This is a genomic window from Emergencia sp. (assembly GCF_048465375.1).
Classification (GTDB): Bacteria; Bacillota; Clostridia; order Peptostreptococcales; family Anaerovoracaceae; genus Senimuribacter.
Genome location: NZ_DBFWLQ010000016.1, coordinates 1 through 25171, shown reverse-complemented (window position 1 = coordinate 25171; position 25171 = coordinate 1). Strand labels below are relative to the sequence as shown.

At 44.6% G+C, this 25171-nt stretch carries 21 protein-coding genes and 1 other annotated feature; of the genes, 4 read left to right on the top strand and 17 right to left on the bottom strand.

Annotation, left to right across the window (positions count from 1 at the left end; genetic code table 11):
* The 4 genes from ACMQ5W_RS11385 to rpsL all read right to left on the bottom strand — a co-directional run.
* The coding region (locus ACMQ5W_RS11385; protein WP_419025264.1) for a GTP-binding protein at positions 1–205 on the bottom strand (205 nt) is incomplete at its 3' end.
* Positions 206–222: 17 nt separating this feature from the next.
* A complete protein-coding gene (gene fusA / locus ACMQ5W_RS11380) occupies positions 223–2292 on the bottom strand; it encodes an elongation factor G (protein ID WP_419025263.1) in 2070 nt (689 codons plus the stop codon).
* Positions 2293–2336: 44 nt separating this feature from the next.
* Positions 2337–2807, bottom strand: a complete 471-nt coding sequence (rpsG, locus tag ACMQ5W_RS11375; RefSeq protein WP_148494752.1) for a 30S ribosomal protein S7 — start codon at positions 2805–2807, stop codon at positions 2337–2339.
* A 594-nt stretch (positions 2808–3401) separates the two neighbouring features.
* Positions 3402–3818 carry a 30S ribosomal protein S12 gene (gene rpsL / locus ACMQ5W_RS11370; protein ID WP_118336743.1) on the bottom strand — a complete coding sequence of 139 codons (417 nt, stop codon included), beginning with the start codon at positions 3816–3818 and terminating at the stop codon, positions 3402–3404.
* 225 nt (positions 3819–4043) lie between these two features.
* On the opposite strand from rpsL, the gene ACMQ5W_RS11365 reads away from it, so the two are divergent.
* Positions 4044–4907 carry a hypothetical protein gene (locus tag ACMQ5W_RS11365; RefSeq protein WP_419025262.1) on the top strand — a complete coding sequence of 288 codons (864 nt, stop codon included), beginning with the start codon at positions 4044–4046 and terminating at the stop codon, positions 4905–4907.
* Between the two features lie 568 nt (positions 4908–5475).
* Here ACMQ5W_RS11365 and rpoC read toward each other — a convergent pair.
* Positions 5476–9267 (bottom strand): DNA-directed RNA polymerase subunit beta', encoded by a 3792-nt coding sequence (rpoC, locus tag ACMQ5W_RS11360; protein ID WP_419025261.1) that lies wholly within the window; start codon positions 9265–9267, stop codon positions 5476–5478.
* A gap of 17 nt (positions 9268–9284) precedes the next feature.
* Entirely contained in the window at positions 9285–12959 is a 3675-nt protein-coding gene (locus ACMQ5W_RS11355; RefSeq protein ID WP_419025260.1) for a DNA-directed RNA polymerase subunit beta, read from the bottom strand.
* A 260-nt stretch (positions 12960–13219) separates the two neighbouring features.
* Between ACMQ5W_RS11355 and ACMQ5W_RS11350 the strand changes: the two genes are divergently transcribed.
* Entirely contained in the window at positions 13220–14080 is an 861-nt protein-coding gene (locus tag ACMQ5W_RS11350) for a LysR family transcriptional regulator (protein WP_419025259.1), read from the top strand.
* 49 nt (positions 14081–14129) lie between these two features.
* On the opposite strand, the gene ACMQ5W_RS11345 is transcribed toward ACMQ5W_RS11350, so the two are convergent.
* Positions 14130–15500: a Na+/H+ antiporter NhaC family protein gene (locus ACMQ5W_RS11345; RefSeq protein ID WP_419025258.1), complete on the bottom strand. Its 1371-nt coding sequence runs from the start codon at positions 15498–15500 to the stop codon at positions 14130–14132.
* 226 nt (positions 15501–15726) lie between these two features.
* Between ACMQ5W_RS11345 and ACMQ5W_RS11340 the strand changes: the two genes are divergently transcribed.
* Positions 15727–16926: a pyridoxal phosphate-dependent aminotransferase gene (locus ACMQ5W_RS11340; protein WP_419025257.1), complete on the top strand. Its 1200-nt coding sequence runs from the start codon at positions 15727–15729 to the stop codon at positions 16924–16926.
* Entirely contained in the window at positions 16923–17615 is a 693-nt protein-coding gene (locus ACMQ5W_RS11335) for an RraA family protein (RefSeq protein WP_419025256.1), read from the top strand. Before ACMQ5W_RS11340 ends, ACMQ5W_RS11335 begins: the two co-directional genes overlap by 4 nt.
* Before the next feature lie 187 nt (positions 17616–17802).
* Here the strand turns inward: ACMQ5W_RS11335 and rplL are convergent, their stop codons facing one another.
* From rplL to ACMQ5W_RS11285, 10 genes are all read right to left on the bottom strand, one after another.
* Complete coding sequence (gene rplL, locus ACMQ5W_RS11330) at positions 17803–18168, bottom strand: 50S ribosomal protein L7/L12 (RefSeq protein ID WP_148494768.1); 366 nt, start codon at positions 18166–18168, stop codon at positions 17803–17805.
* A 61-nt stretch (positions 18169–18229) separates the two neighbouring features.
* Positions 18230–18748 (bottom strand): 50S ribosomal protein L10, encoded by a 519-nt coding sequence (gene rplJ, locus ACMQ5W_RS11325; RefSeq protein ID WP_148494770.1) that lies wholly within the window; start codon positions 18746–18748, stop codon positions 18230–18232.
* Between the two features lie 48 nt (positions 18749–18796).
* Positions 18797–18920: a sequence feature (ribosomal protein L10 leader region), on the bottom strand.
* Positions 18921–18928: 8 nt separating this feature from the next.
* Positions 18929–19624 carry a 50S ribosomal protein L1 gene (gene rplA / locus ACMQ5W_RS11320; protein ID WP_419025255.1) on the bottom strand — a complete coding sequence of 232 codons (696 nt, stop codon included), beginning with the start codon at positions 19622–19624 and terminating at the stop codon, positions 18929–18931.
* 56 nt (positions 19625–19680) lie between these two features.
* Positions 19681–20106: a 50S ribosomal protein L11 gene (rplK, locus tag ACMQ5W_RS11315; RefSeq protein ID WP_067533006.1), complete on the bottom strand. Its 426-nt coding sequence runs from the start codon at positions 20104–20106 to the stop codon at positions 19681–19683.
* 27 nt (positions 20107–20133) lie between these two features.
* Positions 20134–20709 carry a transcription termination/antitermination protein NusG gene (gene nusG / locus ACMQ5W_RS11310; protein WP_148494774.1) on the bottom strand — a complete coding sequence of 192 codons (576 nt, stop codon included), beginning with the start codon at positions 20707–20709 and terminating at the stop codon, positions 20134–20136.
* A gap of 22 nt (positions 20710–20731) precedes the next feature.
* A complete protein-coding gene (secE, locus tag ACMQ5W_RS11305) occupies positions 20732–20974 on the bottom strand; it encodes a preprotein translocase subunit SecE (RefSeq protein WP_067533009.1) in 243 nt (80 codons plus the stop codon).
* Between the two features lie 12 nt (positions 20975–20986).
* Complete coding sequence (gene rpmG / locus ACMQ5W_RS11300; RefSeq protein WP_034813889.1) at positions 20987–21136, bottom strand: 50S ribosomal protein L33; 150 nt, start codon at positions 21134–21136, stop codon at positions 20987–20989.
* 131 nt (positions 21137–21267) lie between these two features.
* Positions 21268–22740: an LCP family protein gene (locus ACMQ5W_RS11295; protein WP_419025254.1), complete on the bottom strand. Its 1473-nt coding sequence runs from the start codon at positions 22738–22740 to the stop codon at positions 21268–21270.
* A gap of 129 nt (positions 22741–22869) precedes the next feature.
* Positions 22870–24204 carry a hypothetical protein gene (locus ACMQ5W_RS11290; protein WP_419025253.1) on the bottom strand — a complete coding sequence of 445 codons (1335 nt, stop codon included), beginning with the start codon at positions 24202–24204 and terminating at the stop codon, positions 22870–22872.
* Positions 24205–24206: 2 nt separating this feature from the next.
* Positions 24207–24722 carry an RNA polymerase sigma factor gene (locus tag ACMQ5W_RS11285; RefSeq protein ID WP_419025252.1) on the bottom strand — a complete coding sequence of 172 codons (516 nt, stop codon included), beginning with the start codon at positions 24720–24722 and terminating at the stop codon, positions 24207–24209.
* Between the last annotated feature and the right edge of the window lie 449 nt (positions 24723–25171).

Here is a 25171-nt window from a genome sequence, read left to right as displayed (position 1 = left end):
CGTGTGCTGTTGAGATCGTGATTCCTCTTTCTTTTTCTTCTGGCGCCTTGTCGATCTGGTCGAAGGCCACCTTCTCTCCCAGTTCATATCTCTGGTACAATGTCGTTGTGATCGCTGCTGTCAGAGTGGTCTTTCCGTGGTCTACGTGACCGATTGTTCCGATATTGATATGCGGTTTATTTCTCTCAAATTTTTGCTTTGCCATTTTTATTCCTCCTGTAATTATTTATTACCAATCTTCTCAACTAAGCTGTCTGGTAATTTTTCAAAGTGGTCGAACTGCATTACATAAACGCCACGACCCTGGGTCTTTGATCTTAGGTCAGTTGCATAACCGAACATTTCGGATAGAGGTACCATACCTCTAACAGCTACTGCACCGTTGTTCATATCTGATCCTTCGATTCTGCCTCTTCTTGAGGAGATATCTCCGATTACATCGCCCATGTATTCTTCTGGAACATTTACTTCAACTTTGAAGATTGGCTCAAGAAGAACTGGCTTCGCTTTCTTCGCTGCTTCTCTGAATGCCATGGATGCTGCTACTTTGAAGGCCATTTCAGAGGAGTCAACTTCGTGGTAAGAACCGTCGTACAGTTCAACACCCAGGTCTACAACCTGATATCCTGCGATAGGACCGTTTTCCATCGCCTCTTTGATACCGTCTTCAATCTTAGGGATATATTCCCTAGGAATTGCTCCACCGACGATGGAGTTGACGAATTCAAAGCCAGCACCCGGTTCTCTTGGATATACTTTGATCTTAACATGACCATACTGACCGTGACCACCAGACTGCTTCGCATACTTGTGATCCACATCGGCAGTAGAACTGATTGTTTCTTTGTAAGATACCTGTGGCTTACCAACATTAGCTTCTACCTTGAATTCACGCAGGAGTCTATCTACGATGATTTCCAGATGAAGCTCTCCCATACCTGCGATAATGGTCTGTCCAGTATCTTCATTAGTATAGGTCTTGAAAGTTGGGTCTTCTTCTGCTAGTTTCGCAAGAGCGATACCCATCTTCTGCTGACCGGCTTTTGTCTTTGGTTCGATAGCGATTTCGATAACTGGATCTGGGAATTCCATAGATTCCAGAATGATTTCGTTTTTATCGTCGCAAAGAGTGTCGCCAGTTGTTGTATCCTTCAAACCTACTGCTGCAGCAATATCACCAGAATAAACCTTTTCGATTTCTTCTCTCTTATTAGCATGCATCTGCAGGATTCTTCCGATTCTTTCTTTCTTGCCCTTCGTTGAATTGTAAACATAAGAGCCGGATTCTAGCGTACCAGAATATACTCTGAAGAATGCCAGCTTACCTACAAATGGGTCTGCCATGATCTTGAAAGCCAATGCTGAGAAAGGTTCGCTGTCGCTGGACTTTCTAACATCTTCTTCCCCTGTATCTGGGTCAACACCTTTGATAGGCGGAATGTCGATTGGTGCTGGCATGTAGTCAATGACTGCATCGAGCATCATCTGAACACCCTTATTTCTATATGCGGATCCGCAAAGCATCGGCACCATCTCGCAGGCAATGGTCTGCTGTCTGATAACCTTCTTCATTTCTTCTATGGTAGGCTCTTCGCCTTCCAGGAATTTCATCATCAGTTCTTCGTCACATTCTGCAACAGATTCAACTAACTTCTCTCTCCATTCCTGCGCCATATCCATCATGTCTTCAGGAATATCTGTAACTTCATATTCCTTACCAAGCTCGTCCTTATAAATCTCTGCTTTCATCTCTACCAGGTCGATAATTCCAACAAAATTATCTTCCGCACCGATTGGCAGCTGAACAGGTACAGCGTTTGCTTTTAGTCTGTCCTTCACCATACCGACAACTCTGAAGAAGTCAGCTCCCATGATGTCCATCTTATTGACGAAAATCATTCTAGGAACTCCGTACTTTTCAGCCTGTCTCCAAACTGTCTCGGACTGTGGTTCTACACCGCCCTTTGCACAAAGCACAGTTACTGCTCCATCCAGAACTCTAAGGGATCTCTCTACTTCAACAGTAAAGTCAACGTGTCCCGGAGTGTCGATAATATTTATTCTATGGCCTTTCCATTGTGCTGTAGTAGCAGCAGAGGTAATTGTAATACCACGTTCCTGTTCCTGTTCCATCCAGTCCATAGTAGCAGCACCTTCGTGGGTTTCTCCTAACTTATGGGTTCTTCCTGTATAGAAAAGGATACGTTCTGTGGTAGTGGTTTTACCGGCGTCAATATGCGCCATAATACCGATATTTCTAGTTTTCTCTAACGGAAACTCTCTACCAGCCATTCACTTTCCTCCATTTCTGCTTTTCTAAAGTTGAATAAAGTTGACTACCATCTGAAGTGCGCAAATGCCTTATTTGCCTCTGCCATCTTATGAGTATCTTCTTTCTTCTTTACTGATGCTCCGCTGTTGTTAGACGCATCAATTAATTCTTTTGCCAGTCTTTCTGACATCGTCTTTTCGCCTCTGAGTCTGGTGTATTTTGTTAACCATCTCAGGCCTAAAGTCTGTCTTCTTTCTGGTCTTACTTCGATAGGAACCTGATAGTTTGCACCACCGATTCTTCTAGCTTTTACTTCTAAAACAGGCATGATATTGTTCATAGCCTTTTCAAAAACTTCCAATGGTTCTTCACCAGTCGTCTCTTTGATCTGATCAAATGCTTTGTAAACGATAGACTGTGCTGTACCTTTCTTTCCATCGAGCATGATGCTGTTGATAAGCTTTGCTACAACAACACTGCCGTATACTGGATCTGGAAGCACTTCACGTTTTGGTACGTTACCTTTTCTTGGCACTTCTCTTCCCTCCTCGCTTGCTAATTTCGCGAATTACTGTGTCAGCGTTTGTTTTGGCTCGCTTTCGTACTTTAAGTACGGCGCTTCGCCTGCAACTTCCGCTTCCTTGTACCTCGCAAAATTAGCGGCGCGAGTGTATTTCATTTCTCGCATATAACCTCCATTTTACGAATTACTGTAATCCGTTAAAATCAGCTGCACAATTGCTTTAACTAATTTTGTAATTGCACATTTCTCTTCACTCTGCATTCTGCATGCAAAATTACTCTGCACAGTCCGGCAATTAAATAGACTGCCCAGTCTTGTTCAGGGGTACTCGACAACCTTTTATTAGCAGGCTGCCGCGAGCGCTTAACATTCTGTCCCACGAACGAAGTAAGTGGTTAGACGGAATTTATGCTATAAATGCTCAAATCTGTGATTTGACTGCATTTAGGCGTATAACATTCTGTCCCGCAAATAAAATGTGCGTTTTGGCAGAATTTATGCTTAAAATGTCCAAATTCTAATTTGGCTGCATTCTATCGTACAACATAAATATATATTAAGGGCTCTTTTCATTCCCGATTGTTTCTAGTCAATAATAGCGCAGTGTTATTTTTTCTTAGGTCTCTTAGCACCGTATTTTGAACGAGCCTGACCTCTGTCATTAACACCTGCAGTGTCAAGGGTACCTCTAACAATGTGGTATCTTACACCTGGAAGGTCTTTTACTCTTCCGCCTCTGATCAGCACAACACTATGTTCCTGTAAGTTATGACCGATTCCTGGGATGTAGGCTGTTACTTCGATACCGTTAGTCAGACGTACTCTGGCAACCTTTCTAAGAGCTGAATTCGGCTTCTTAGGTGTAACTGTCTTAACTGAAGTGCATACGCCTCTCTTCTGTGGTGAGTTTGTATCAGTTGCAACTCTTCTTAAAGAGTTCATACCCTTACCAAGAGCAGGAGCAGTTGACTTCTTTACAGCACTAGTTCTGCCTTGACGTACTAATTGGTTAATAGTAGGCATTTGTTTCTCCTTTCCTTTTAGAATTAATTTATGCTCACAGTCAAATTAACCCTAAATCATTTATTAGGGTCAAATTAACTCGAAACTAACAAATAGTTTATCACATTTTCAATGGTAATGCAAGGATTATCAGGCTTTGAGATAAAATTATTTCAAACTCAGCTTGATTTATTTGTCGTTTTATTGTAAAATATTTACATATTTAGAATTAAAAGGAGATTCGTTATGGATAACCTCATCGCTGCGCTTGAATTTGAAATTACCAGAGAAAAAAAGCTGATCTCAACTTGTCAAAATTTCTTAGACGCCGCTCCAAAGGGTTTTCTGACGGTGAGAGAGCGACGTCACGGCAAGACTTACTACTGGACCTTTGAAGATCGAAAGGGCGCCGACCGCAAGCAGAAGCAGGTCAATATCACGGGGAATCACGATTTAATCCTTCAATTGACAAACAAAATGATCTGCCAGGAAATCCTCGATCGATGTTTAAAAAACAAAAGGCCCTTGGAAAGTTTGCTTAACAAGTATAAGCCTGTGAATCCATTTTCTGTAATGAAGAGTTGTTCTACAAAATACCAAGACGTTTTTTTACTGCGCAAAAAACAGCTGTTAGAAAAGCGACTGACTGCGCCTTATAAAAAATGCCCTTACAACCCCAAGCTCCACGTTCACGAAACGGACTACGGTGAATTGGTTCGTTCCAAGTCGGAGCAGCTTCTCGGAAATACGCTGTTCGCTTATGGAATCCCCTTCCATTATGAGGAAGCCTTCGAATGTGCAAACGGCGTTACACTATTCCCCGATTTTCGGATTCTGCTTCCCGATAACAATTGGAAGATATGGGAGCACTTGGGTCTTTTGTCAAACGAGGGCTATTGCTCAGATAATGCAAAAAAGCTGAATCTTTTCCAACAAAATGGCCTCGTCATCGGCGGAAATTTAATCCTGACCATGGACGACAACAAACAGGATTTCAGCAGCGCAATTATCAATCAAATCATCAATGATCAAATTCTGCCCCTGCTCCACGGTATACGGGTTGGCAAAGCCAAAATCATTGAAGGTGTTCAGCAGCCTTACATGAGATAACATAAAATCTATCTCATCTAACATTGCTGCACAGATTGGGGGGCGGAAGAGACCAACACGTCAATGCGCCTTCATTTTGCATAAAATACCGGTTACTTGCACAAAAGTCTCATGCCGAGTACGAACGCGCCTTCATTTTTAATTTTATTAAATTTACTTGCGCCACTCCCTTTGCAAAACGGCGTAAAACAAGTGCATGTGCCCTTTTCAATGATACTTCAGCCTTATTTAACACTATTTATCACACTTTATTTTCCATTTTTAGGATTATAAGTGAATTTGCTTGCGTTAAACAAGATAAATGTGCAAGTAATCAACAATAATTTGCAAATGAAGGCAGATTGGTTTACAATAATCAAAAAATGTGCCATTAAGGATTAAAAAATTGCAAATGAAGGCGCGCACGACCGGGCGTGCAGTGACAAAGAACCATGGCAAGGCGCACGCCCGGGCGTGCGGCAACAAGATGTCCTGGCAAGATGCACGTGAGGGCGTGCGGCGACTGCATTCAAAAAGGGGCGGATTAAAAAATCCGCCCCTCGTTTTTACGCGATTGCTCCGCGCTCGATTAATCCAGCTCTACAATTTCAGGTTCATTCACCTCATAGATGCCTGCTGTTTCCGCTTCGTAATCTTCTTCACGTGCTTCTGCAACGGGCTCCTCTACGTATTCATCTAGTTCGTCATCCTCTTCCTGGTATCTTTCGTATTCTCTCATAAATTCTTCATTTACACCGTAATCGAGATTTATGTTTTTATATCTCTTCATACCCGTTCCAGCAGGAATCAGCTTACCGATGATAACGTTTTCTTTCAAGCCCATAAGTTTGTCGTTCTTGCCTTTGATTGCCGCATCTGTCAGAACTCTGGTCGTCTCCTGGAAGGATGCTGCTGATAAGAACGAGTTCGTAGCCAGGGATGCCTTCGTGATACCGAGAAGCATCTGTTTGCCCTTGGCAGGTTCACCGCCGTCAGCAAGTGCTTCTTCGTTTGCATCCTGAATTTCAAATTTGCTGTATAATCCGCCCGGCAGCAATGTAGTGTCGCCTGCATCTTCAATTTTGAACTTCGAAAGCATCTGGCTGACAATCACTTCAACGTGTTTGTCATTGATGTCTACACCCTGATTCTTATATACACGCTGTACCTCTTTCAACAGGTACTGATATACACCTTCTACACCGTTGAGTCTCAGAATATCGTGCGGATTCAGCGGACCACTTGTGATGTTTCCGCCGGCGTAGATGTAGTCGTCTTTCTTAACGGCAAGTCTTGCACCGTAAGGAACTACATATACTTTATCTTCTCCTTCGTCACTTCTCACAGTAACTTCGGTTTTGTTATCTGATCTAGGCTGAATGTCAATGACTCTGCCGTTCTCCTCACAGATTTCAGCAAGACCCTTTGGCTTTCTAGCTTCGAACAATTCCTCTACTCTCGGAAGACCGTGGGTGATATCGGAACCAGCTACACCACCAGTATGGAAGGTTCTCATGGTCAGCTGTGTACCCGGTTCACCGATGGACTGTGCAGCAGTGATACCGACTGACTCGCCGATGTTGACTTCCTCTCCAGTGGCCAGGTTTCTGCCATAACATTTTGCACAGATACCTGTTTTGCTGTGGCAGGTCATGACGGACCTGATTGCAATGGACTCAATACCGCAGTTGACCACTTCCATGGACTGCTCGTCGGTGATTTCCTCACCCTGCTCTACGATGACTTCTCCGGTCTGCGGATTGACGATATCCACAAGAGCCGTTCTGCCCGCAATACGCTGATTGAGCGGTTCAATGACTTCTTTGCCGTCAGTAAAGGCTCTTACTTCCACACCTTCATCCGTTCCGCAGTCGAATTCTCTGACGATGACATTATGAGAAACGTCAACCAGTCTTCTGGTCAGATAACCAGAGTCCGCTGTACGGAGCGCTGTATCGGCCAGACCCTTTCGAGCACCGTTGGAAGAAATAAAGTACTCCAAGATGGAAAGTCCTTCACGGAAGTTTGCCTTGATTGGAATCTCTACGGTCTTACCAGTTGCGTTGGCCATCAGACCACGCATTCCTCCGACCTGTCTGATCTGGTTCTTACTACCTCTGGCTCCGGATGTCGCCATGATGTTCAGATTGTTCTTTGGTTCCAAGGATTCCATCAGAGCATCCGCTACATCGTCGGTCGTCTTGTTCCAGATTTCAATAACCTTATCATATCTTTCAGAATTGGACATAAGACCCATTCTGTAAGCTTTTTCGTATTTGTCTACTTCTTTCTGTGATTCCGCGACGATATCCCACTTGTTGTCAGGAATCTTCATGTCGTCAATACCGATGGTCACAGCGGCCTTTGTTGAATAGTGGTAGCCCATGTCTTTGATGTAGTCAAGCATGATGACAGTACCCGTATTGCCGTGAGTCTTGTAACACTTGTCGATGATTGCACCCAGCTTCTTTTTGTCACAGAGGAAATCGACTTCCAATGAATATGGGTCCATATTACGATCGACGAAACCGAGATCCTGTGGAATCTGCTGGTTATAAATGAATCTTCCTACTGTCGATTCAACCAGCCTTCCTCTCTTATCGTTTTCGTCCAAATACATTCTCACTTTCACTTTAGCGTGAATATCTACGATTTCATCCTGATATGCCATCAGCATTTCATCAATATCTGTAAAGACTTTGCCGTCTCCCTTTTCAGGAACTCTTTCAAAACCTGCGGCTCTGAAAGCTTCGGCTGACTTTTTGTCGTTAAATTCGTCTCTCTCGTAGGATACTTTCTCTCTGCCGTCTACGACTTCCACTTTTTTGCATGTTCCAGGATACGTCAGATAGTATGCTCCCAGAATCATGTCCTGCGTCGGTGTCGTGATTGGAGAGCCATCTTTCGGCGCCAAAATGTTGTTTACTGACAGCATCAGGAACCTGGCTTCTGCCTGTGCCTCTACAGAAAGAGGTACGTGAACGGCCATCTGGTCTCCGTCAAAGTCAGCGTTGAAGGCTGTACATACCAGCGGATGCAGCTTGATTGCCTTGCCCTCTACCAGTACAGGTTCGAAAGCCTGGATACCCAGTCTATGCAGTGTCGGCGCACGGTTCAGCATAACAGGATGTTCTTTGATAACGCCCTCTAATACGTCCCATACTTCCGGTCTTACCTTCTCGACCATTCTCTTGGCATTCTTGATGTTGTGGGCATAACCCTGCTCCACCAGTTCCTTCATGATGAAAGGCTTGAACAGTTCCAGAGCCATCTTCTTCGGCAGTCCGCACTGATAGAATTTCAGTTCAGGACCTACTACGATTACAGAACGGCCTGAGTAGTCAACACGCTTACCCAGCAAGTTCTGTCTGAATCTTCCCTGCTTTCCCTTCAGCATGTCGGACAGAGACTTCAGAGGTCTGGAGCCAGGACCAGTAACAGGTCTGCCTCTTCTGCCGTTATCGATCAGAGAGTCAACCGCTTCCTGCAGCATTCTCTTCTCGTTTCTGACGATGATATCAGGCGCGCCTAATTCAAGAAGTCTGTTCAATCTATTGTTTCTGTTGATAACTCTTCTATATAAGTCGTTCAAGTCGGAAGTCGCAAATCTGCCGCCGTCCAATTGAACCATCGGTCTCAGATCTGGCGGGATTACAGGAATAACTTCCAGAATCATCCATTCCGGTTTGTTGGCAGAAAGCCTCAATGCTTCTACAACTTCCAGTCTTCTTACGATTCTCACTTTCTTCTGGCCAGTAGCGCCTTTCAACTTCTCACGAAGATCCTTTGAAAGTGCTTCCAGGTCAATCTGTGCTAAGAGTTCTCTGACAGCTTCAGCACCCATGGCAGCTTTAAAGTCACTGCCATATTTATCTCTGGCTTCTCTATACTGCTGCTCTGTGAGGATTTCTTTATATCCAAGATCGGTTTCGCCTGGATCAGTTACGATATATGCCGCAAAGTAAAGGACTTTCTCCAGGTTTCTCGGAGTGATATCGAGAATAAGCCCCATTCTCGAAGGAATCCCTTTGAAGTACCAGATGTGAGAAACCGGGGCAGCCAGTTTGATGTGTCCCATTCTCTCTCTTCTTACTTTCGCTTTCGTAACCTCTACACCGCAGCGGTCACAGACAATCCCTTTATATCTGATTCTTTTATATTTTCCGCAATGACATTCCCAGTCCTTCATAGGTCCAAAAATCTTTTCGCAGAACAGACCATCTTTTTCTGGCTTCAAAGTCCTATAGTTGATTGTCTCCGGCTTTGTTACTTCGCCGTGGGACCATTCCATAATCTTGTCTGTTGAGGCCAATTTGATCTGTAAAGATTCGAAGTTGTTAAGTTCGAAATTGTTCGTGTTTTTATTTACATTCTCAGTCAAAGATTTTCTCCCCTTTCTTATAACTGTTCATCATCTGCAAAGTGATCGCTTATCATGTCATCGTCGGGGGTTTCTTCGGTAAAGCCCTCTGCAAATAATTTTTCTTCGCTTTCCTCAAGTTCAGTATCTACGGTCATGATTCCGTCAATGCCGGAAACATCATCATATTCTGATACTTCTTTAATCTGGATTTCCTCATTGTCCTCAGTCAGAACTCTGACGTCCAAAGCAAGGGACTGCATTTCCTTAATCAGTACCTTGAAGGATTCTGGAATTCCAGGTTCCGGAATATTTTCACCCTTTACGATTGCCTCGTAGGTCTGTACCCTTCCCACGATATCGTCGGATTTCACAGTGAGAATTTCCTGCAGAGTATAAGCTGCACCATAGGCCTCCAGGGCCCAAACTTCCATCTCTCCAAAACGCTGTCCGCCGAACTGCGCTTTACCGCCAAGAGGCTGCTGTGTTACCAGGGAATAAGGTCCTGTACTTCTAGCGTGAATCTTATCGTCAACCAAATGGTGAAGTTTCAGCATATACATGTAACCTACGGTTACCGGGCTGTCGAACCATTCTCCGGTCCTGCCGTCTCTTAAATTTAATTTTCCTGTTTCTGAATATCCTACATCTACTAAAAGTTCACGGATGTCTTTTTCTGTAGCACCGTCGAATACTGGTGTTGCAATATACCAGCCTTTCTTCTTTGCTGCCAGACCCAGGTGCACTTCCAATACCTGCCCTACGTTCATTCGGGAAGGTACGCCCAGCGGATTCAGCATGACCTGAAGAGATTCTCCATTCTCCATGAATGGCATATCCTCTTCTGGCAGAATCCTGGAGATAACACCTTTATTACCGTGTCTTCCGGCCATCTTATCGCCGACATTAATTTTTCTCTTGGTTGCAATGTAACATCTTACCAGTTTGTTAACACCTGGAGGAAGTTCGTCGCCATTTTCCCTGGAGAAGATTCTCACGTCAACGACGATACCCGTCTCGCCATGAGGCACTCTCAGGGAAGTGTCTCTGACTTCTCTGGCTTTTTCACCAAAGATTGCACGCAGCAGCCTTTCTTCAGCGCTGAGATCGTTTTCACCCTTAGGGGTTACTTTGCCGACCAAAATATCTGTAGACTCTACTTCTGCTCCGACTCTGATGATGCCTTCTTCATCCAAGTCTTTCAGTGCATCGTCACCTACATTCGGAATGTCTCTGGTGATTTCCTCTGGTCCAAGCTTGGTATCTCTGGCTTCTGCTTCATATTCTACAATGTGAAGGGAAGTCAGAACGTCGTTCATCAAAAGCTTTTCGTTGAGAATAATCGCATCCTCGTAATTGTAACCTTCCCAGGTCATGAATCCGATCAGCAGGTTCTTGCCGAGAGCGATTTCACCTAGTTCTGTAGAAGGTCCGTCAGCGATGACTTCTCCTTCTTCTACATGCTCGCCGTGACCTACAATTGGTCTCTGATTGATGCAAGTTCCCTGGTTGGATCTCTTGAATTTCAGTAATTTATATTCGTCTAATCCGTTGTTGTCATCTCTTCTGACTGCAATTCTTTCTGCGTCGACGAATTCAATGGTTCCGGCATGTCTTGCCAGAATCACGACGCCGGAGTCTCTTGCAGCCTTAAATTCCATACCTGTTCCCACGTATGGTGCTTCCGTTACCAGCAGAGGCACTGCCTGACGCTGCATGTTAGATCCCATCAGGGCACGGTTAGCGTCGTCGTTCTCCAAGAATGGAATCATGGCGGTCGCCACAGATACTACCTGTTTTGGCGATACGTCCATCATGTCTACCACTTCTCTTGGGAACATGGCGATTTCTCCGCCTACCCCTCTAGCTGCGACCTTTGCATTGATGAAGTGCCCTTCCTCATCGAGAGGCTCATTGGCCTGGGCGATGATAAGCAGTTCTTCTTCGTCAGCAGTAATATATCTGATTTCCTTTGTTACAAGGCCTGTTTCTTTCTGTACGACTCTGTACGGAGTTTCAATGAATCCATACTCGTCTACAATACCATAGGTAGTCAGGGAACCGATCAAGCCGATGTTCGGACCTTCTGGCGTCTCGATCGGACACATACGGCCATAATGGGACTGGTGTACGTCTCGAACTTCGAATCCGGCCCTTTCTCTGGAAAGACCGCCTGGCCCCAGAGCAGATAATCTTCTCTTGTGCGTCAATTCAGCAAGAGGATTGTTCTGGTCCATGAACTGAGACAGCTGGGAACTTCCAAAGAACTCTTTGATAGCAGCGGTTACAGGTCTGATGTTCATCAGTGCCTGTGGTGTCGTCACTTCGATGTCCTGAATGGTCATTCTCTCCTTGACGACCCTTTCCATTCTTGCCAGACCAATTCTAAACTGGTTCTGTAAAAGTTCGCCTACGGTTCTCAGTCTTCTATTTCCTAAGTGGTCGATGTCGTCTGCATTACCGATACCATAATTTAAGTTCAGAATATAGCTGACCGACGCAATGATATCTTCCATAAGGATATGCTTTGGTGACAAGTCGTTCTTTCTCGCTACCAGCATATCTTTGATTTCGTCTTCACTCTGACACTGTTCCAAAATTTCCATCAGGACAGGGTAAAATACCTTGTCTGCAACCTTCAGACCGCTAGTGTCAAACTCTACATATTGATCCAGAGCGACAAATTTGTTTCCGATTACCTTTGTAACCTGTGTCTCGTCGTCTCTACCATATGCCATTACAAATTCCACGCCTGCATCTTCAATTTGTCTCGCTAATCCGCGGCTGATCTTCTGGCCTGCCTCCGCCAAAATCTCACCAGTATTCGGATCGATAACGTCTTCTGCTGCAACTGCTTCTGCCAATCTGTTGGAGAGACCTAATTTCTTGTTATATTTATATCTGCCTACCTTTGCAAGGTCATATCTCTTTGCATCAAAAAACAGCGAATTAAGCAGAGATTTAGCACTTTCCACTGTCGGTGGTTCGCCTGGTCTCAGCTTTTTGTAAATTTCTTTCAGACCGCTTTCGTAGTCGTTTGTCGCATCTTTTTCTAAGGTTTTCAGCAATCTGCTGTCCTCTCCAAAGATGTCAAGAATTTCTTGGTCAGAACCGATTCCCAAAGCCCTCAAAAGCGTGGTCAAAGGCTGTTTTCTGGTTCTGTCAACCCTTACAGAAATGATCTCGTTGGAATCTGTTTCGTATTCCAGCCATGCACCTCTGTTAGGGATAATCTGTGTCGAATATAATTTGTTGTTTGATTTATCAGTTTCAACGCTATAGTAAGGTCCAGGTGAACGAACCAGCTGAGTTACGATAACTCTTTCCGCTCCATTATAAATGAAAGTTCCCTTCTCCGTCATCAGAGGGAAATCTCCCATGAATACTTCCTGTTCCTTTACTTCGCCTGTTTCTTTATTAACGAGTCTTACTCTGACTTTAAGTGGAGCTGCGTATGTGACATCTCTTTCCTTACACTCCTCCTGCTCATACTTTGGAGGATCATTAAGGGAGTAATCTATGAATTCTAATATAAGATTATCCGCATAATCTCTAATAGGGGAGATGTCTTCGAAAACTTCTCGGAGACCCTCTTTAATGAACCAATCATATGAGCTGGTCTGAATCTCAATCAAGTTAGGCATCTTGCCGACTTCATTGATCTTTGAGAAGGTCATACGTTCTTTTCTACCTACTTTGATAGGTTTTGGCATATTTATCACTCCTTATATCTTAACAGTTTACATTTGCGTGGCAGTCTATTATGATACCATATGCTTGTCAAACAGTCAAGCTTTTTTGAAAAAATACTAGCAAATTTTTTCCATTCCGTTTATTCGAGTATTGTGAAATTGCTCATTTCCTATACTTCTTTTGACAAAAAAGCAGAAAAATGCACCAATACAAATTCTTTTGCGGTAATGCCGCTTATGTGGTACTATGAATTTATATCGATACAAGTGGGAGAATTGAAATGGAGTATAAGCAAATTGAGGCCTTTATCGCCATAGCAGAATTGAAGAATATCACCAAAGCCGCAGATACACTGTTCGTGTCTCAGTCCGCATTGAGTTATCGGCTTAAGACGTTAGAAGATGAGATTGGCGTCACACTGGTTACTCGTAATAAAGGAATCGCCAATATCTGCCTCACCGCAAAGGGCGAAGAATTTCTTTCTATCGCCAGAGAATGGGAAGACGTGTACCACAAAGCCCTTGCGTTCAGTACCCTGACTGAGATTACTACGATCAGGATTGCTGCCCCTGCAAGTGTACATGAGCAGTATTCCAGTCTCTATACACAGATTACCGAAGAGAGCAGCAACGCGCGATTATCGGTCAGCACCTATAACTCCGCTGCCATTCCATCCGTTGTCGAAAGCAGAGACGCCGATATCGGATTTGGCTTCATCTACAGAAACAGTCCAAAGCTTTTGGTCCGTGAGATTCAGTCCACCCCCATGGTGCTGGTTGAACGATCAAAAACCGTCCGCAGGTCTAGCGCTGTCGAGCCTTCCGCGCTTGATCCGTCCAAAGCAGTGCTGGTCAAAGGAATTGCTCTGGACAATCCCGACTGCGCAGCCTTCTACAAATCCTGGTTCGGAACGAAGATGCCTTTTCACATGTATGTGGACTCGCCCTCACTATTATTCAAAACACTGCCCGAAGGCGGCTGGTGCATCCTTCCCGAGAACCATACCAGACGCTTAAGCGAAGATGCGGATTTTCATTTTTATAAACTGAAAGATACCAGCTTTACCCTCCCCCTATACTTATTTCTTCACAAAGAGGCCGATGAAACCCTTAAAATCCTTATTAAGAAATATTTCGACTAACAGGAAAAATCCTCCCCGCAGTGTGGGAGGATTTTTATATTTGATTCCTTTATTCTTCGCCGTCCTTGACATATCTTCTTCCGATGCCGGTGAGGATGCTCAGCACGAACAAAACCAGGAGCAAAATTCCATGGAAGCTGTACGGTACAATGTCGAAGTACCCAAAATCAGAAGGAATAGAACCTATTTCTGCTGTAAAACCCAGGCACAGCATGACTGGCGTGCCGTAAGGCAAAATAGAAGAAATGCCGCAGGCTGTTCCATCCAAAATGTTGGCGCCCCGCGTCCGTTCGATGCCAAAGTCTTTGGTCACTTTGCGCACCATCGGTCCAAAGAACAGCACGGCCGGTGAACTTCCCCCTGCTGCCGCAGTTCCCACAGCTGTGCCCAGCATACAGACCAGTTCTGCAGAGCGGGCGGATTTGCAGTTTTTGGTAAGGCCCTGGACCAGTGCATCAAAAGCGCCGCTGCAATTGAGGATTTCCAGGAGAATGAATAGCAGCACACAGTACATGACTAGATTGATCATGCCGGACAAGCCAGCAACAATCGGCCCTTCATTCGCAAGCATCGCTTTTAAATCAATGGTTCCCAGAACCAGGTTCAGCACGATGCCCATCGCATCACAGACTAGCAGTGTTGCCACTAAGTCAAAGCCCTTCTTAATCATGATAATCATAACTACCGGCAGGATCAAGAGAAGAAGCGCTTTCAAATCTGCATCTATGGAAACCCCTTCCATGCTGTGACTTGCCGTCGTCATATTGCCAAGCACAGCAAAGAGTAGAGCTGAAATTCCGCCTGCTATGAGAGAATATGGCAGCCTCGTTCTGACCACGTCTCCCACCTGCGCCTCCTGTGTCAAGGCGGAGCCGATGGTGGTATCTGAAATAGGCGCCAGATTGTCGCCAAAAATGGCTCCGCTGATAATCGCACCGCATACCAGCCCCGGACTGCATCCCATGCCGACTGCAAGCGGCAGCATCACTGGCGCCATGGCCGTGATAGAACCAGAAGAGGTTCCACAGGAAGTGGATATAATGGCACAGATAACGAAACTGATCAGTGGCAGAAAGCCGGCGTCAAAATTTACTGAGCCAGCAATATGCACCAGCGCTTCAATCAATCCACTCTGCCTCAGCAGCTGTCCCAAAACGCCTGCTGACAAAAATGCGATGATGATGATTGCCAGCATGCTGTTGGTCAGTCCTGAAATCGCGACTTTCCCAAAATTCTTTTTATCTTTTGTTAGAAAAAATCCGGCGATGACGGCCAAAAATGTAATCAGTGAGAATCGCAGGATTCCCCCGCCGCCGATCTTCGTTCCGATGATGAGGCCGATAACCATCAAAATGATTGGAACCCATGGTCCGATTTTACCGAGGTAAAAACCTCCGGTGTATTTGTTCTTTAAGTCCATTTTTGTCTCCTTTGTCATTAAGCGTTTGATCCGTTTGTTTTTATATGGCTCATTATATGCGAACATGCCTGCACTTGTAAAAGTCAGATTTTTGATATTAAATAGCAAAACCTTTTCTATTTCAAATAGAAAAGGTTTTCATATTTAATAAACAAAGGTTTCATTGGACAGTCCGCCGTCTCCTCATTTAAACTGTAAGCAGAATTAAGGAAAGAGGAGAAACGCAATGAAGTACAAATTCAACGAAACACTATTAAATATTCCCCCTTCAGCATCTCTGGCAGTCAGTGAAAAAGCAAAGAAGCGCAGGGCAGAAGGCGTCGATATCATTACCCTTGCCACAGGAGAACCGGATTTTGATACTCCCGATGCCGCCCGCATCGCGGGAATCACCGGTATTGCGGAGGGGCATACCCACTACAATACGGCGCTGGGTCTTCCGGCCCTTCGTCAGCGCATCGCGAGGAAACTAGCTGAAGAAAACGATATCGATGCCTCCAGTGAGAACATCATCCTGACTCCAGGAGGAAAATATGCTGTATATGAGGCCGTCCGCACCTTGATTACTCCAGGCAAAGGAGAAGAAGTCTTGATTCTCAATCCCGCATGGGTCTCCTACGGACCTATCGTCATGGCGGCTGGCGGGATTCCCGTAGATGTGGAACTCTCTTTCGAATCTCATTACAAGATCACAAGAGAGGCCCTGGAAAAACGGGTTTCCAGTCGAACACGAGCGGTCATCGTCAATTACCCCAATAATCCGACAGGCTGTATCTTGTCTCAAGAGGAAGCCGCTACATTGGCCGATTTTGCCCTGGCACATGACCTGCTCTTAATTTCCGATGAAATCTACGAACGCATCACCTATGACGGAAATCAAAGTGTCAGCCTTGCGTCTCTGCCGAGAATTGCAGACAGAGTGATCACTCTCAACGGCTTTTCTAAGTCAACTGCCATGACTGGCTGGCGTTTAGGATACGCCTGCGCGCCAAAAGAAATCATCAACAAAATGTCCATCCTCAGTCAACACACAATCAGCTGCCTCAGCCAGTTTTCGATGGAAGCTGCCCTTGTCGCATTAGACTGCCAGGAGGATATGAAAAAAATGGTTGAAAGCTACGATGACCGCCGCCGCTTTTTCGTAAAAGGGCTTAATGAGATTCCAGGCATAACCTGCCTTGTTCCGCAGGGCGCTTTTTATGCCTGGGCAAAAGTGGATCTTGCCGAAAAAGACAGTTTCGAGATTGCTGACTATCTGCTTGATGAAGCCCGCGTGGCCGTAGTTCCAGGAGACTGCTATGGCAAAGGCGGCAACTGCTGTATTCGCATGTCTTTCGCGACTGCTGAGGCAGACCTTCGCGAAGCCCTCAAAAGAATGCGACATGCAATTGGTAAAATTAACGATTCAGCGGAGGTAAAAAGATGAGTAATATTAATTGTATCGTATACAATGACTTTAAGCGCCCGGACAAGCTGCTGATAGATAGGTTCCGGGGCATCCCAGTTGCCAATCTGGATGACTGCATGGGAAGACAAGCTGCAGCAGATGCAGCAATTAAGCCGATTGGAAAAAGCGGCATGGCAGGACCGGCACTTACGGTAAAAGTAACAGAAGGTGATAATCTGATGTTCCACTATGCGATGGATTTAGCAAAGGAGGGCGACATCATCGTCATTGATGCCGGCGGCAATACCAGTCGTTCCATCTTCGGAGAAATCATGGTACACTACCTGCTGAAAAAGAAAGTCGGCGGAATCATTGTGGATGGGGCGATCAGGGACAAAGAAGAGATCGCGGCCACCGGGCTTCCTGTATATGCAAAAGGCGTGACGCCGGATGGACCATGGAAAAACGGCCCCGGCACAGTAAATACGCCTATCGTCTGCGGAGGCCGCATTGTCAATCCTGGAGACATTGTCATCGCAGACGGCGACGGTGTTCTGTTTATCAATCCCGCCGAAGCCGAAGAACTGCTTGTCAAGGTCAAGCAGTTGATGGAGAACGAGAAAAAGTCCCTGGACGCTGTCGAAAAGACGGGGCAGTTAAAACGGCCGTGGGTCATGGAAAAACTCACTGCCTTGCACTGTGAATTCCATGAATTTTACGAGAAATAAAGTTTTACTGACAAACACATCTTTTGAATAAACCCATTCTCAAACAGTTATTCGTATATTGTTCACTTGAACATACACCCTCCTAGTCATAAAAAGCCGCATTTTTTATTTTTTCCATAAAAACACCCTGTGCATTTGATACACAGGGTGTTTCGCTCGATTAAACAATCTGAAGACGACAGGAGAACTATTTCAGTTCAACCTTAGCTCCAACTTCTTCCAGCTGAGCCTTGATAGCGTCAGCTTCGCCTTTTTCGATTCCTTCTTTGATTGGGGAAGGAGCTCCGTCAACAACAGCCTTTGCTTCTTTCAGTCCTAAGCCAGTGATTTCTCTAACTGCTTTGATAACCTTGATCTTTTCTGCACCAACTTCAGCAAGAACTACAGTGAACTCAGTCTGCTCTTCTGCTGCTGCACCACCTGCTGCTGCACCTGCAACTGCTACTGGAGCTGCTGCGGATACTCCGAATTCTTCTTCACATGCTTTTACTAATTCATTTAACTCTAAAACGGTCATAGCTTTTATAGCTTCAATGATCTGATCTTTATTCATTTTCTTTTCTCCTTTTTCTAAATTATATCTTGGATTTTTTTAATTTCGTGTTTACGGCATCTTATGCTTCAGCCGGTGCCTCGCCGCCATCCTGCTGATCATCTGCAATCGCCGCCAGAGTTCTGACGAACTTGCTGACTGGTGACTGGATGCTGCCTAAGAACTTGGCGATGAGTACATCTCTTGATGGAATTTCTGCAATCTGCTCGATTCCAGCTTTGTCATAGTAAGTGCCTTCAACGACACCTGCTTTGAATTCCATTTTTTTGTAGTCTTTGATAATCTCGTTGAGAGTTCTTGCTGGAGCTGTTGCGTCTTCGCTGCTGATAGCAACTGCGCTCGGTCCATCAAGTACCTCTGCAAGAGGAGCATAATCAGTTCCTTCGATAGCTCTCTTGATTAAAGTGTTCTTATAAACAGTGTAATCAACATTTGCTTCACGAAGCTTTTTTCTCATTGCATCAGCCTCTGCAACTGTAATTCCCATGTAGTCGATAACAACTGCTGACTGCGCATTTTCTAGCTTTCCTTTTATCTCGTCAATGATTACTTGTTTTTGCTGTTTTGCTTCTACTGACATAATCTGTTCTCCTTTCTGTAAATTGCGTCAGGGCAATCTACGAATCTGGTACTCAATAAAATAACCCTGTCACGGCAGACAGGGTCAATATCTATATATTGTACCTCGGCGGGGAATTAAGCATGCGCTTTTGCGCGGCACCCGCTGTCTACGGTTAAATCTCTAAGTTATAAAATTGTACTAGCCAATCAGTGCTGGATTAACCTTTACTCCAGGACCCATCGTTGATGCAAGTGTAACGCTCTTCAGATACTGACCTTTTGCAGTAGCCGGTTTCGCCTTTACGATTGCCTCCATCAAAGCTTTGAAGTTTTCTTCCAGCTTTTCTGGACCGAATGAGCTCTTTCCGATCGGTGTGTGGATGATGTTCTGCTTGTCGAGACGATACTCAACTTTACCTGCTTTGATTTCAGCCAACGCTTTTTCAAGATCCATCGTTACAGTTCCTGATTTAGGGTTTGGCATCAATCCTTTAGGTCCCAATATTTTACCAAGTCTTCCGACAACACCCATCATATCTGGTGTAGCAACTACGACGTCAAAGTCGAACCAGTTTTCAGACTGAATTCTCTGAGCCATATCTTCAGCTCCTACGTAGTCAGCACCAGCTTTTTCAGCTTCTTCAGCTTTAGGGCCTTTAGCAAATACTAAAACCTTGACGCTCTTGCCAGTTCCGTTTGGAAGTACGATTGCACCTCTAACCTGCTGGTCCGCGTGTCTTCCGTCTACGCCAAGTCTGACGTGTGCTTCGATTGTCTCGTCAAACTTCGCTCTTGAAGTCTCACAAACTACTTTCATAGCCTCTGTTACTTCGTGCAGCTTTGTCTTATCAAATTTCTCAGCTGCTGCTTTGTAATTCTTTCCTCTTTTAGGCATAATTTCCTCCTTGTGGTAATAGCGACTGACCTGATTCTATTCAGTCTCCCATCTCATTAGTCTTCAACAACGATTCCCATGCTTCTTGCAGTACCCTTGATCATATCTGTAGCTGCTTCAAGTGTAGCTGCGTTTAAGTCCGGCATCTTTGTCTTTGCGATTTCTTCTACCTGCGCGTAAGTCAGAGTAGCGACTTTCTTCTTGTTTGGTTCTCCAGAAGCTGCATCTAATCCTGCTGCCTTCTTCAGTAAAACTGCTGCTGGCGGTGTCTTGCATACAAATGTGAATGATCTGTCTGCATAAACAGTGATTACTACTGGAATAATCATACCAGGCTGGTCCTGAGTCTTAGCATTGAACTGCTTACAGAAGTCCATGATGTTAACACCCTTCTGACCTAGTGCAGGTCCAACTGGAGGTGCTGGAGTAGCATTACCGGCTGCTATCTGAAGTTTGATATAACCTTCAACTTTTTTAGCCATTGTTCTTCTCCTTTCTCTATAGATTGACTATAGTTTATCTACCTGCCCGAATTCTAATTCTACAGGTGTATCTCTACCGAACATCGAAACCTTGACTGTCAGTACCTGTTTCTCTTTGTTGATTTCGAGAACCTCACCCATGAAGCTCTCAAAAGGACCGCTGATCACACGTACTGTGTCGCCAATTTCGACATCCAGGTCGATGTAAACTTTTTCGATTCCCATTCTAGCCACTTCTTCATCAGTAAGGGGAATCGGTTCGGAGCCATGACCTACGAACCCGGTAACACCTTGCGTATTTCTTACAAGATACCAGGATTCATTGGTAACAATCATCTTTATAATTACATAACCGGGAAACATCTTCCTGGTCTTTATCTTACGCTGACCGTCTTTAATTTCGACTCTGTCTTCTGTCGGCACGATGATGTCCAAAATTAAATCCTGCATGCCACGGTTCTCAACCATCTTTTCGATATTCACTTTTACTTTGTTTTCGTGACCCGAATAAGTATGAACTACATACCACTTGGCCTGGCCATCACCTCGAATACCCTCTCCTTCTAAGGGAGATAGTGTATTGTTGTTTTCAATATCAGACATTTTCCGTACCTTCTTCTTTAATTTAGTTTAGTTTGATATCCAGCACTTCTCTTAGAACTGCTAAGAAGCCTGTATCAATCAGCCAGAATCCCAGTGCGAACACAGCGCATGTTGCAATTACAACAGCTGTAAAAGATCCCAATTCTTTTTTTGTAGGCCATACAACTTTGCTCATCTCGAGCTTGATGCCTTTGAAGTATTCTTTGGCACCGCCGCCCTTTTTAGCTTTCGCTGTAGCTTTCTTTACTTGGTCTTTGTTTGCCATAAAACTTTCTCCTTATTTTGTCTCTTTGTGAAGAGTCTCTTTCTTGCAGAATTTGCAATACTTTTTCAGTTCGATACGATCAGGATCGTTTTTCTTGTTTTTCATCGTATTGTAATTTCTCTGCTTGCACTCAGTGCATGCTAATGTAACTTTTACTCTCATTTGATTGTCCTCCGTTTTTAAACTCAAAATTCAGAGCCGGAGTGACCCAGCTCTGTCATAATAATCATAAAGTTGCCTATTAAGTGTATCAAAGGGTCTTGTCAATGTCAATATTTTTTTGATTTTAGTTGTTATTTTTTTTCACCTTCCATGACCGCTACAATCTTGTCCACAGCAGAAATCACACTTTTTTGATCGACGTCTACCACCGACGAATAATAATCGCCAGTCGAGAAACAGATTTTGCTGTCCGGCGTGCCCGTGATGCTCTGCTTCTGGATATCCCAGGACGGCATCCCGTCCATCTGCATCTTGATCAGTTTCTGCATATCCTTCTGGGACATGTTGATTTCCACGTTGTCTTCCACAGCATTGAGAATATTCGTGTATTTCGTCAAAATCGTGGTGCTGGACAGCGCTTTCTTCAAAACGCCTTCCAATACGATCTGCTGGTTCTTGTTTCGCTGAAAATCTCCGTCGCTGAAAGACTTTCGTTCTCTGGCAAAGGCCAGCGCTTTGGAGCCATCTAGATGATTTTGCCCCTCATAGAACTCGTAATAGACGCCCATTCCGTGGGTTACAAAGGTGAAGTCCGAATGGATGTCGATGCCGCCGATGGCATCCACCAGTTTAGTCACGGTCGTATAGTTTACTTTTACGTAATAGTTGATGTCGATACCCATCAGCTGCTCTACGGAAGCAATGGTCTCTTCAATGCCATAGAGACCTGTATGTGTCAGCTTGTCCATGGCATTTTGCTTGCTCGGCAGCTTGATTTCATAATCTCTCGGTATAGAAGTCAAAAGCACCTTGTGCGTCTTCGGATTGACGGTCACGATCATGTTTACATCAGATCTTGAAACGGTTCTGATGCTGCCTTCCGTGTCTAAGCCACTGACATACACGTTAAAGGGTTCTTCTGTCACATTTACATCCTTGACGATATCCTTTGTCTCCTGCTCCACCTCTACGGTATATATAATTTTCGTATCGTCTCTGAAGTTTTTGCGCTCACTGCAGATGGTCGTGTAATGGGCTTCGCTGACAAAAATCAAATCGTACTTTTCGTCTACTAAGCCATCTGCAAGTTCAGATAAGCTTTCCATCATCTCATATTTGACTTCTACAACCTCTTTCAGCTTGTTCTTTGCCTCTGAATAGTTGAGTTCATTACTGAGATAGGTTTGTACGGTCTTTCCTTTGATGCTGCTTTCATCTTCATAGTCGCTGTCTTTTCTGGCCACAACATAATATTCCTCCATCTGTACGCCGATTTTCGTAATCTTTGAAAAGAAGTCGATGGTGCCACTCATATAGACGATGCCTGCTCCATACGCCAGCATCAGCAAAATGGATAACACCAGCGAAATGATCTTCCTCGACTTCTTGAAATTCTTGAAAAACATAGCCGGAAAAACAATCAGTACGAGAACTACAATAACCCCTATGGCAATACAAAGATATTTGAATGGCAGCAGATCCATATAAACCAGAACTCCTGCAAAAGCAATTGTCACCAATAAATATAGTATCGACCATACTCTTGTAAACTTATGCAAGCCGCTGCTCTCTTTATTTTTCTTATGATGTTTATCACTTCTCATATTGTCCTCTTAATTCATTTTATCGAGTCACTTGACTGTAACTATGACATTTTACTATTTATAGCGAATTTTGTCGATAGTTCTGAAGAAAAATTAAGATTTTAGAGGCTTACATTTTTGTAAGCCCCATTATTGAAGATCATAAATGATATACTCGAAGCCATTGATTTCCCGTGTTCCACTGCATCTGACCTTCTGTGTCACCGTCGATCCATCTTTCTTTGTTACAATGATTTTCAGCTCTGTCGAGCCTTGGGTCCCTCTGGTCGCTACTAGTTCCAGCGCTTCTTCGCCATATAGGTCTTTGCTAAGCCGATTGTAATCTACTTTGATGGTTTTTTTCACTTTCTCATAATCAGAAAAGAGATACAGCCCCTGGCTGCAGTGCAGACTGCCACGCCTGTCAGTCACCTCTTTTTGCTTTTCCCACTCCGCGTTTTTGCGTTCATACTCTGCTTTAGTGATTAGTTCTGGCTGCAAGACGCCCCCTTTGTTGGTTACAAGCTGTACCGATTTGATTCCTTCGCCTTTGACGTAAAAATTCAGTGCATATACAGCGTCCTCATCACCTCTGCTCCTCAGCATACCATCCTTTATTTTGAAAGTGATTCCATTTTTCTTAATTTCCTGGATATGCGAATCCCCGGCCGCAGCATCCTCTCCCTGCATACTCTCTGCTTCTTTTTCAGCAATCCACTTTTCCGCAGCTTGCCGATCAGATTTGCTTTTATCCGCCTCAATTTCAAAGAGCAGATTTACTTTATCATATGTTTCATTTTCGGTGATTGCTCCCGTCTTTTCGTCGAAGTCAAAGAGTTCTCTTGACGGTACGAAAGTGTCCTCCATCACTGCGATGTACATTTTCCGGTATCCGAACATCTGCAGATCCTTCCAATCCGCAATGCAATACAAAACTCCGTCCACAATTTGTTTTTCCCATGCGTTGTCAAAGACAGCCGTATTCCAGCGCGCCGGGTCAAACCCCTCAATCACCGGCGAAACAGAGATATTCGGATTGCCATAATCTTCTATTGGCGTACCGTCAGTCCTCTGCACTGCCAAGGCTGCGTAATTTCGCTCCGCAGCATCCTCATCGTCAAGATGAAGTGCATCCAATTGCCGCCCTGACACCATGCCGAGCAGGCTCACTGTGTAGCCTCCATCAGTTTTCGAAACAATGTCAGCCACCTCCTTGTCAAAGACTTTTGCCAGTTCCTCTCGTTCCATGAGCAAAGCGGTATCAGCAGGGTCCAGCAGCCTAAAAGCGGCGTATACGCCTGCTGGGACAGCCAGTGCCAATATGAGGATAAGAACAATCACTCGCCTGCCCGCCCATATTCGCCGCGGTATCGCCCCTTCATGTTCACCCATTAAATCCCTTGTTTTTTTTCCCCAAGATTCCGGTGTTTCTGCCTTTTCGCGGAATGCTGTCCTCAATAAATTCTCATATGTTTTATCGTCCATGATCAATCCTCCAATCCTTTCCGGAGTATTCCCCTGATTTTATAAAGCCGGCTTTTTACCGTACCCTGAGGAAGTTTCACGATTCTCGCAATCTCTTTAATCGGCATTGATTCGCCGTAATAGAGGGAAGCTATCATCTTGTAAGACTGGGGCAGCTCCTGCAAATTCTGTCTTATTCGTACAATCTGCTCCTTTTCAATCAAGCGATCCTCTATACTCTTCTCATCCAAAGTGATTGCTTCTAAGATATTTGCCTCTTGGTCAAAACTTCTGGTTTCTGGTGCGATTCTCCTATGCCTGGCTTTTTTTCGCCGATTATTTTTCTCAAGATGAAGGGCAATCCCGATTAAATAACACCTTGTGTCGTCTGCAGCCAATACCTTTTTCTCTATTTCCATCGCTTTTAAAAACGTATCCTGAAATAAGTCTTCTGCTTCATAGAGATTATCAGATATATTGCAGCAAAAGCGATATATGCAGTCGCTGTATTCTTCAAATATTTTTTCAATATTGTCCATCGCTTCCTCCTCGCAGGTTGTAAAGGCCTTCACTTATATAGTGTCTTCACAAACGATTTGGTTCACCAAAACACAAAGTAATATGTGCTCTCACATAAAAGGATTGGCGTATCCGTTACGCAGAAATCGCCAGAAATGCTTAAACGGTTAAGCAGTACCGCACTTAATCAGCCCTGCTGCGTAATTCCCTCTTCCCACGCCTGCCCCAGTTACGCAGAAATGTGACAAAAGGTCATAACCGTTAAGCAGTGGGCGCGGCAGCGCTCTCGCTTGCGTAACTGGCGTCTCCCAGGTTAATGCCTGTTACGCAAAACCTGCCTAAAATCGGGTTTCCGTTAAGCAGGCTCCCCGTGCGGAAGCCCTATTGCGTAACTGCTCACACACCGTTACGTCCTGCTCCCCTGCCAAGCGCCCCTGGCAGCGCACTTTTAACCCCTATTGACACAAAA

Bases quoted from the DNA above. Each gene is read 5' to 3' on its own strand.
- rplL (WP_148494768.1), bottom strand. From the start codon at position 18,168: ATGAATAAAGATCAGATCATTGAAGCTATAAAAGCTATGACCGTTTTA.
- ACMQ5W_RS11295 (WP_419025254.1), bottom strand. From the start codon at position 22,740: ATGAGAAGTGATAAACATCATAAGAAAAATAAAGAGAGCAGCGGCTTG.
- rplJ (WP_148494770.1), bottom strand. From the start codon at position 18,748: ATGTCAGTAGAAGCAAAACAGCAAAAACAAGTAATCATTGACGAGATA.
- ACMQ5W_RS11340 (WP_419025257.1), top strand. From the start codon at position 15,727: ATGAAGTACAAATTCAACGAAACACTATTAAATATTCCCCCTTCAGCA.
- fusA (WP_419025263.1), bottom strand. From the start codon at position 2,292: ATGGCTGGTAGAGAGTTTCCGTTAGAGAAAACTAGAAATATCGGTATT.
- rplA (WP_419025255.1), bottom strand. From the start codon at position 19,624: ATGCCTAAAAGAGGAAAGAATTACAAAGCAGCAGCTGAGAAATTTGAT.
- ACMQ5W_RS11290 (WP_419025253.1), bottom strand. From the start codon at position 24,204: ATGGACGATAAAACATATGAGAATTTATTGAGGACAGCATTCCGCGAA.
- ACMQ5W_RS11285 (WP_419025252.1), bottom strand. From the start codon at position 24,722: ATGGACAATATTGAAAAAATATTTGAAGAATACAGCGACTGCATATAT.
- rpsL (WP_118336743.1), bottom strand. From the start codon at position 3,818: ATGCCTACTATTAACCAATTAGTACGTCAAGGCAGAACTAGTGCTGTA.
- ACMQ5W_RS11365 (WP_419025262.1), top strand. From the start codon at position 4,044: ATGGATAACCTCATCGCTGCGCTTGAATTTGAAATTACCAGAGAAAAA.
- rpmG (WP_034813889.1), bottom strand. From the start codon at position 21,136: ATGAGAGTAAAAGTTACATTAGCATGCACTGAGTGCAAGCAGAGAAAT.
- ACMQ5W_RS11335 (WP_419025256.1), top strand. From the start codon at position 16,923: ATGAGTAATATTAATTGTATCGTATACAATGACTTTAAGCGCCCGGAC.
- ACMQ5W_RS11345 (WP_419025258.1), bottom strand. From the start codon at position 15,500: ATGGACTTAAAGAACAAATACACCGGAGGTTTTTACCTCGGTAAAATC.
- rplK (WP_067533006.1), bottom strand. From the start codon at position 20,106: ATGGCTAAAAAAGTTGAAGGTTATATCAAACTTCAGATAGCAGCCGGT.
- secE (WP_067533009.1), bottom strand. From the start codon at position 20,974: ATGGCAAACAAAGACCAAGTAAAGAAAGCTACAGCGAAAGCTAAAAAG.
- ACMQ5W_RS11355 (WP_419025260.1), bottom strand. From the start codon at position 12,959: ATGCCAAAACCTATCAAAGTAGGTAGAAAAGAACGTATGACCTTCTCA.
- nusG (WP_148494774.1), bottom strand. From the start codon at position 20,709: ATGTCTGATATTGAAAACAACAATACACTATCTCCCTTAGAAGGAGAG.
- ACMQ5W_RS11350 (WP_419025259.1), top strand. From the start codon at position 13,220: ATGGAGTATAAGCAAATTGAGGCCTTTATCGCCATAGCAGAATTGAAG.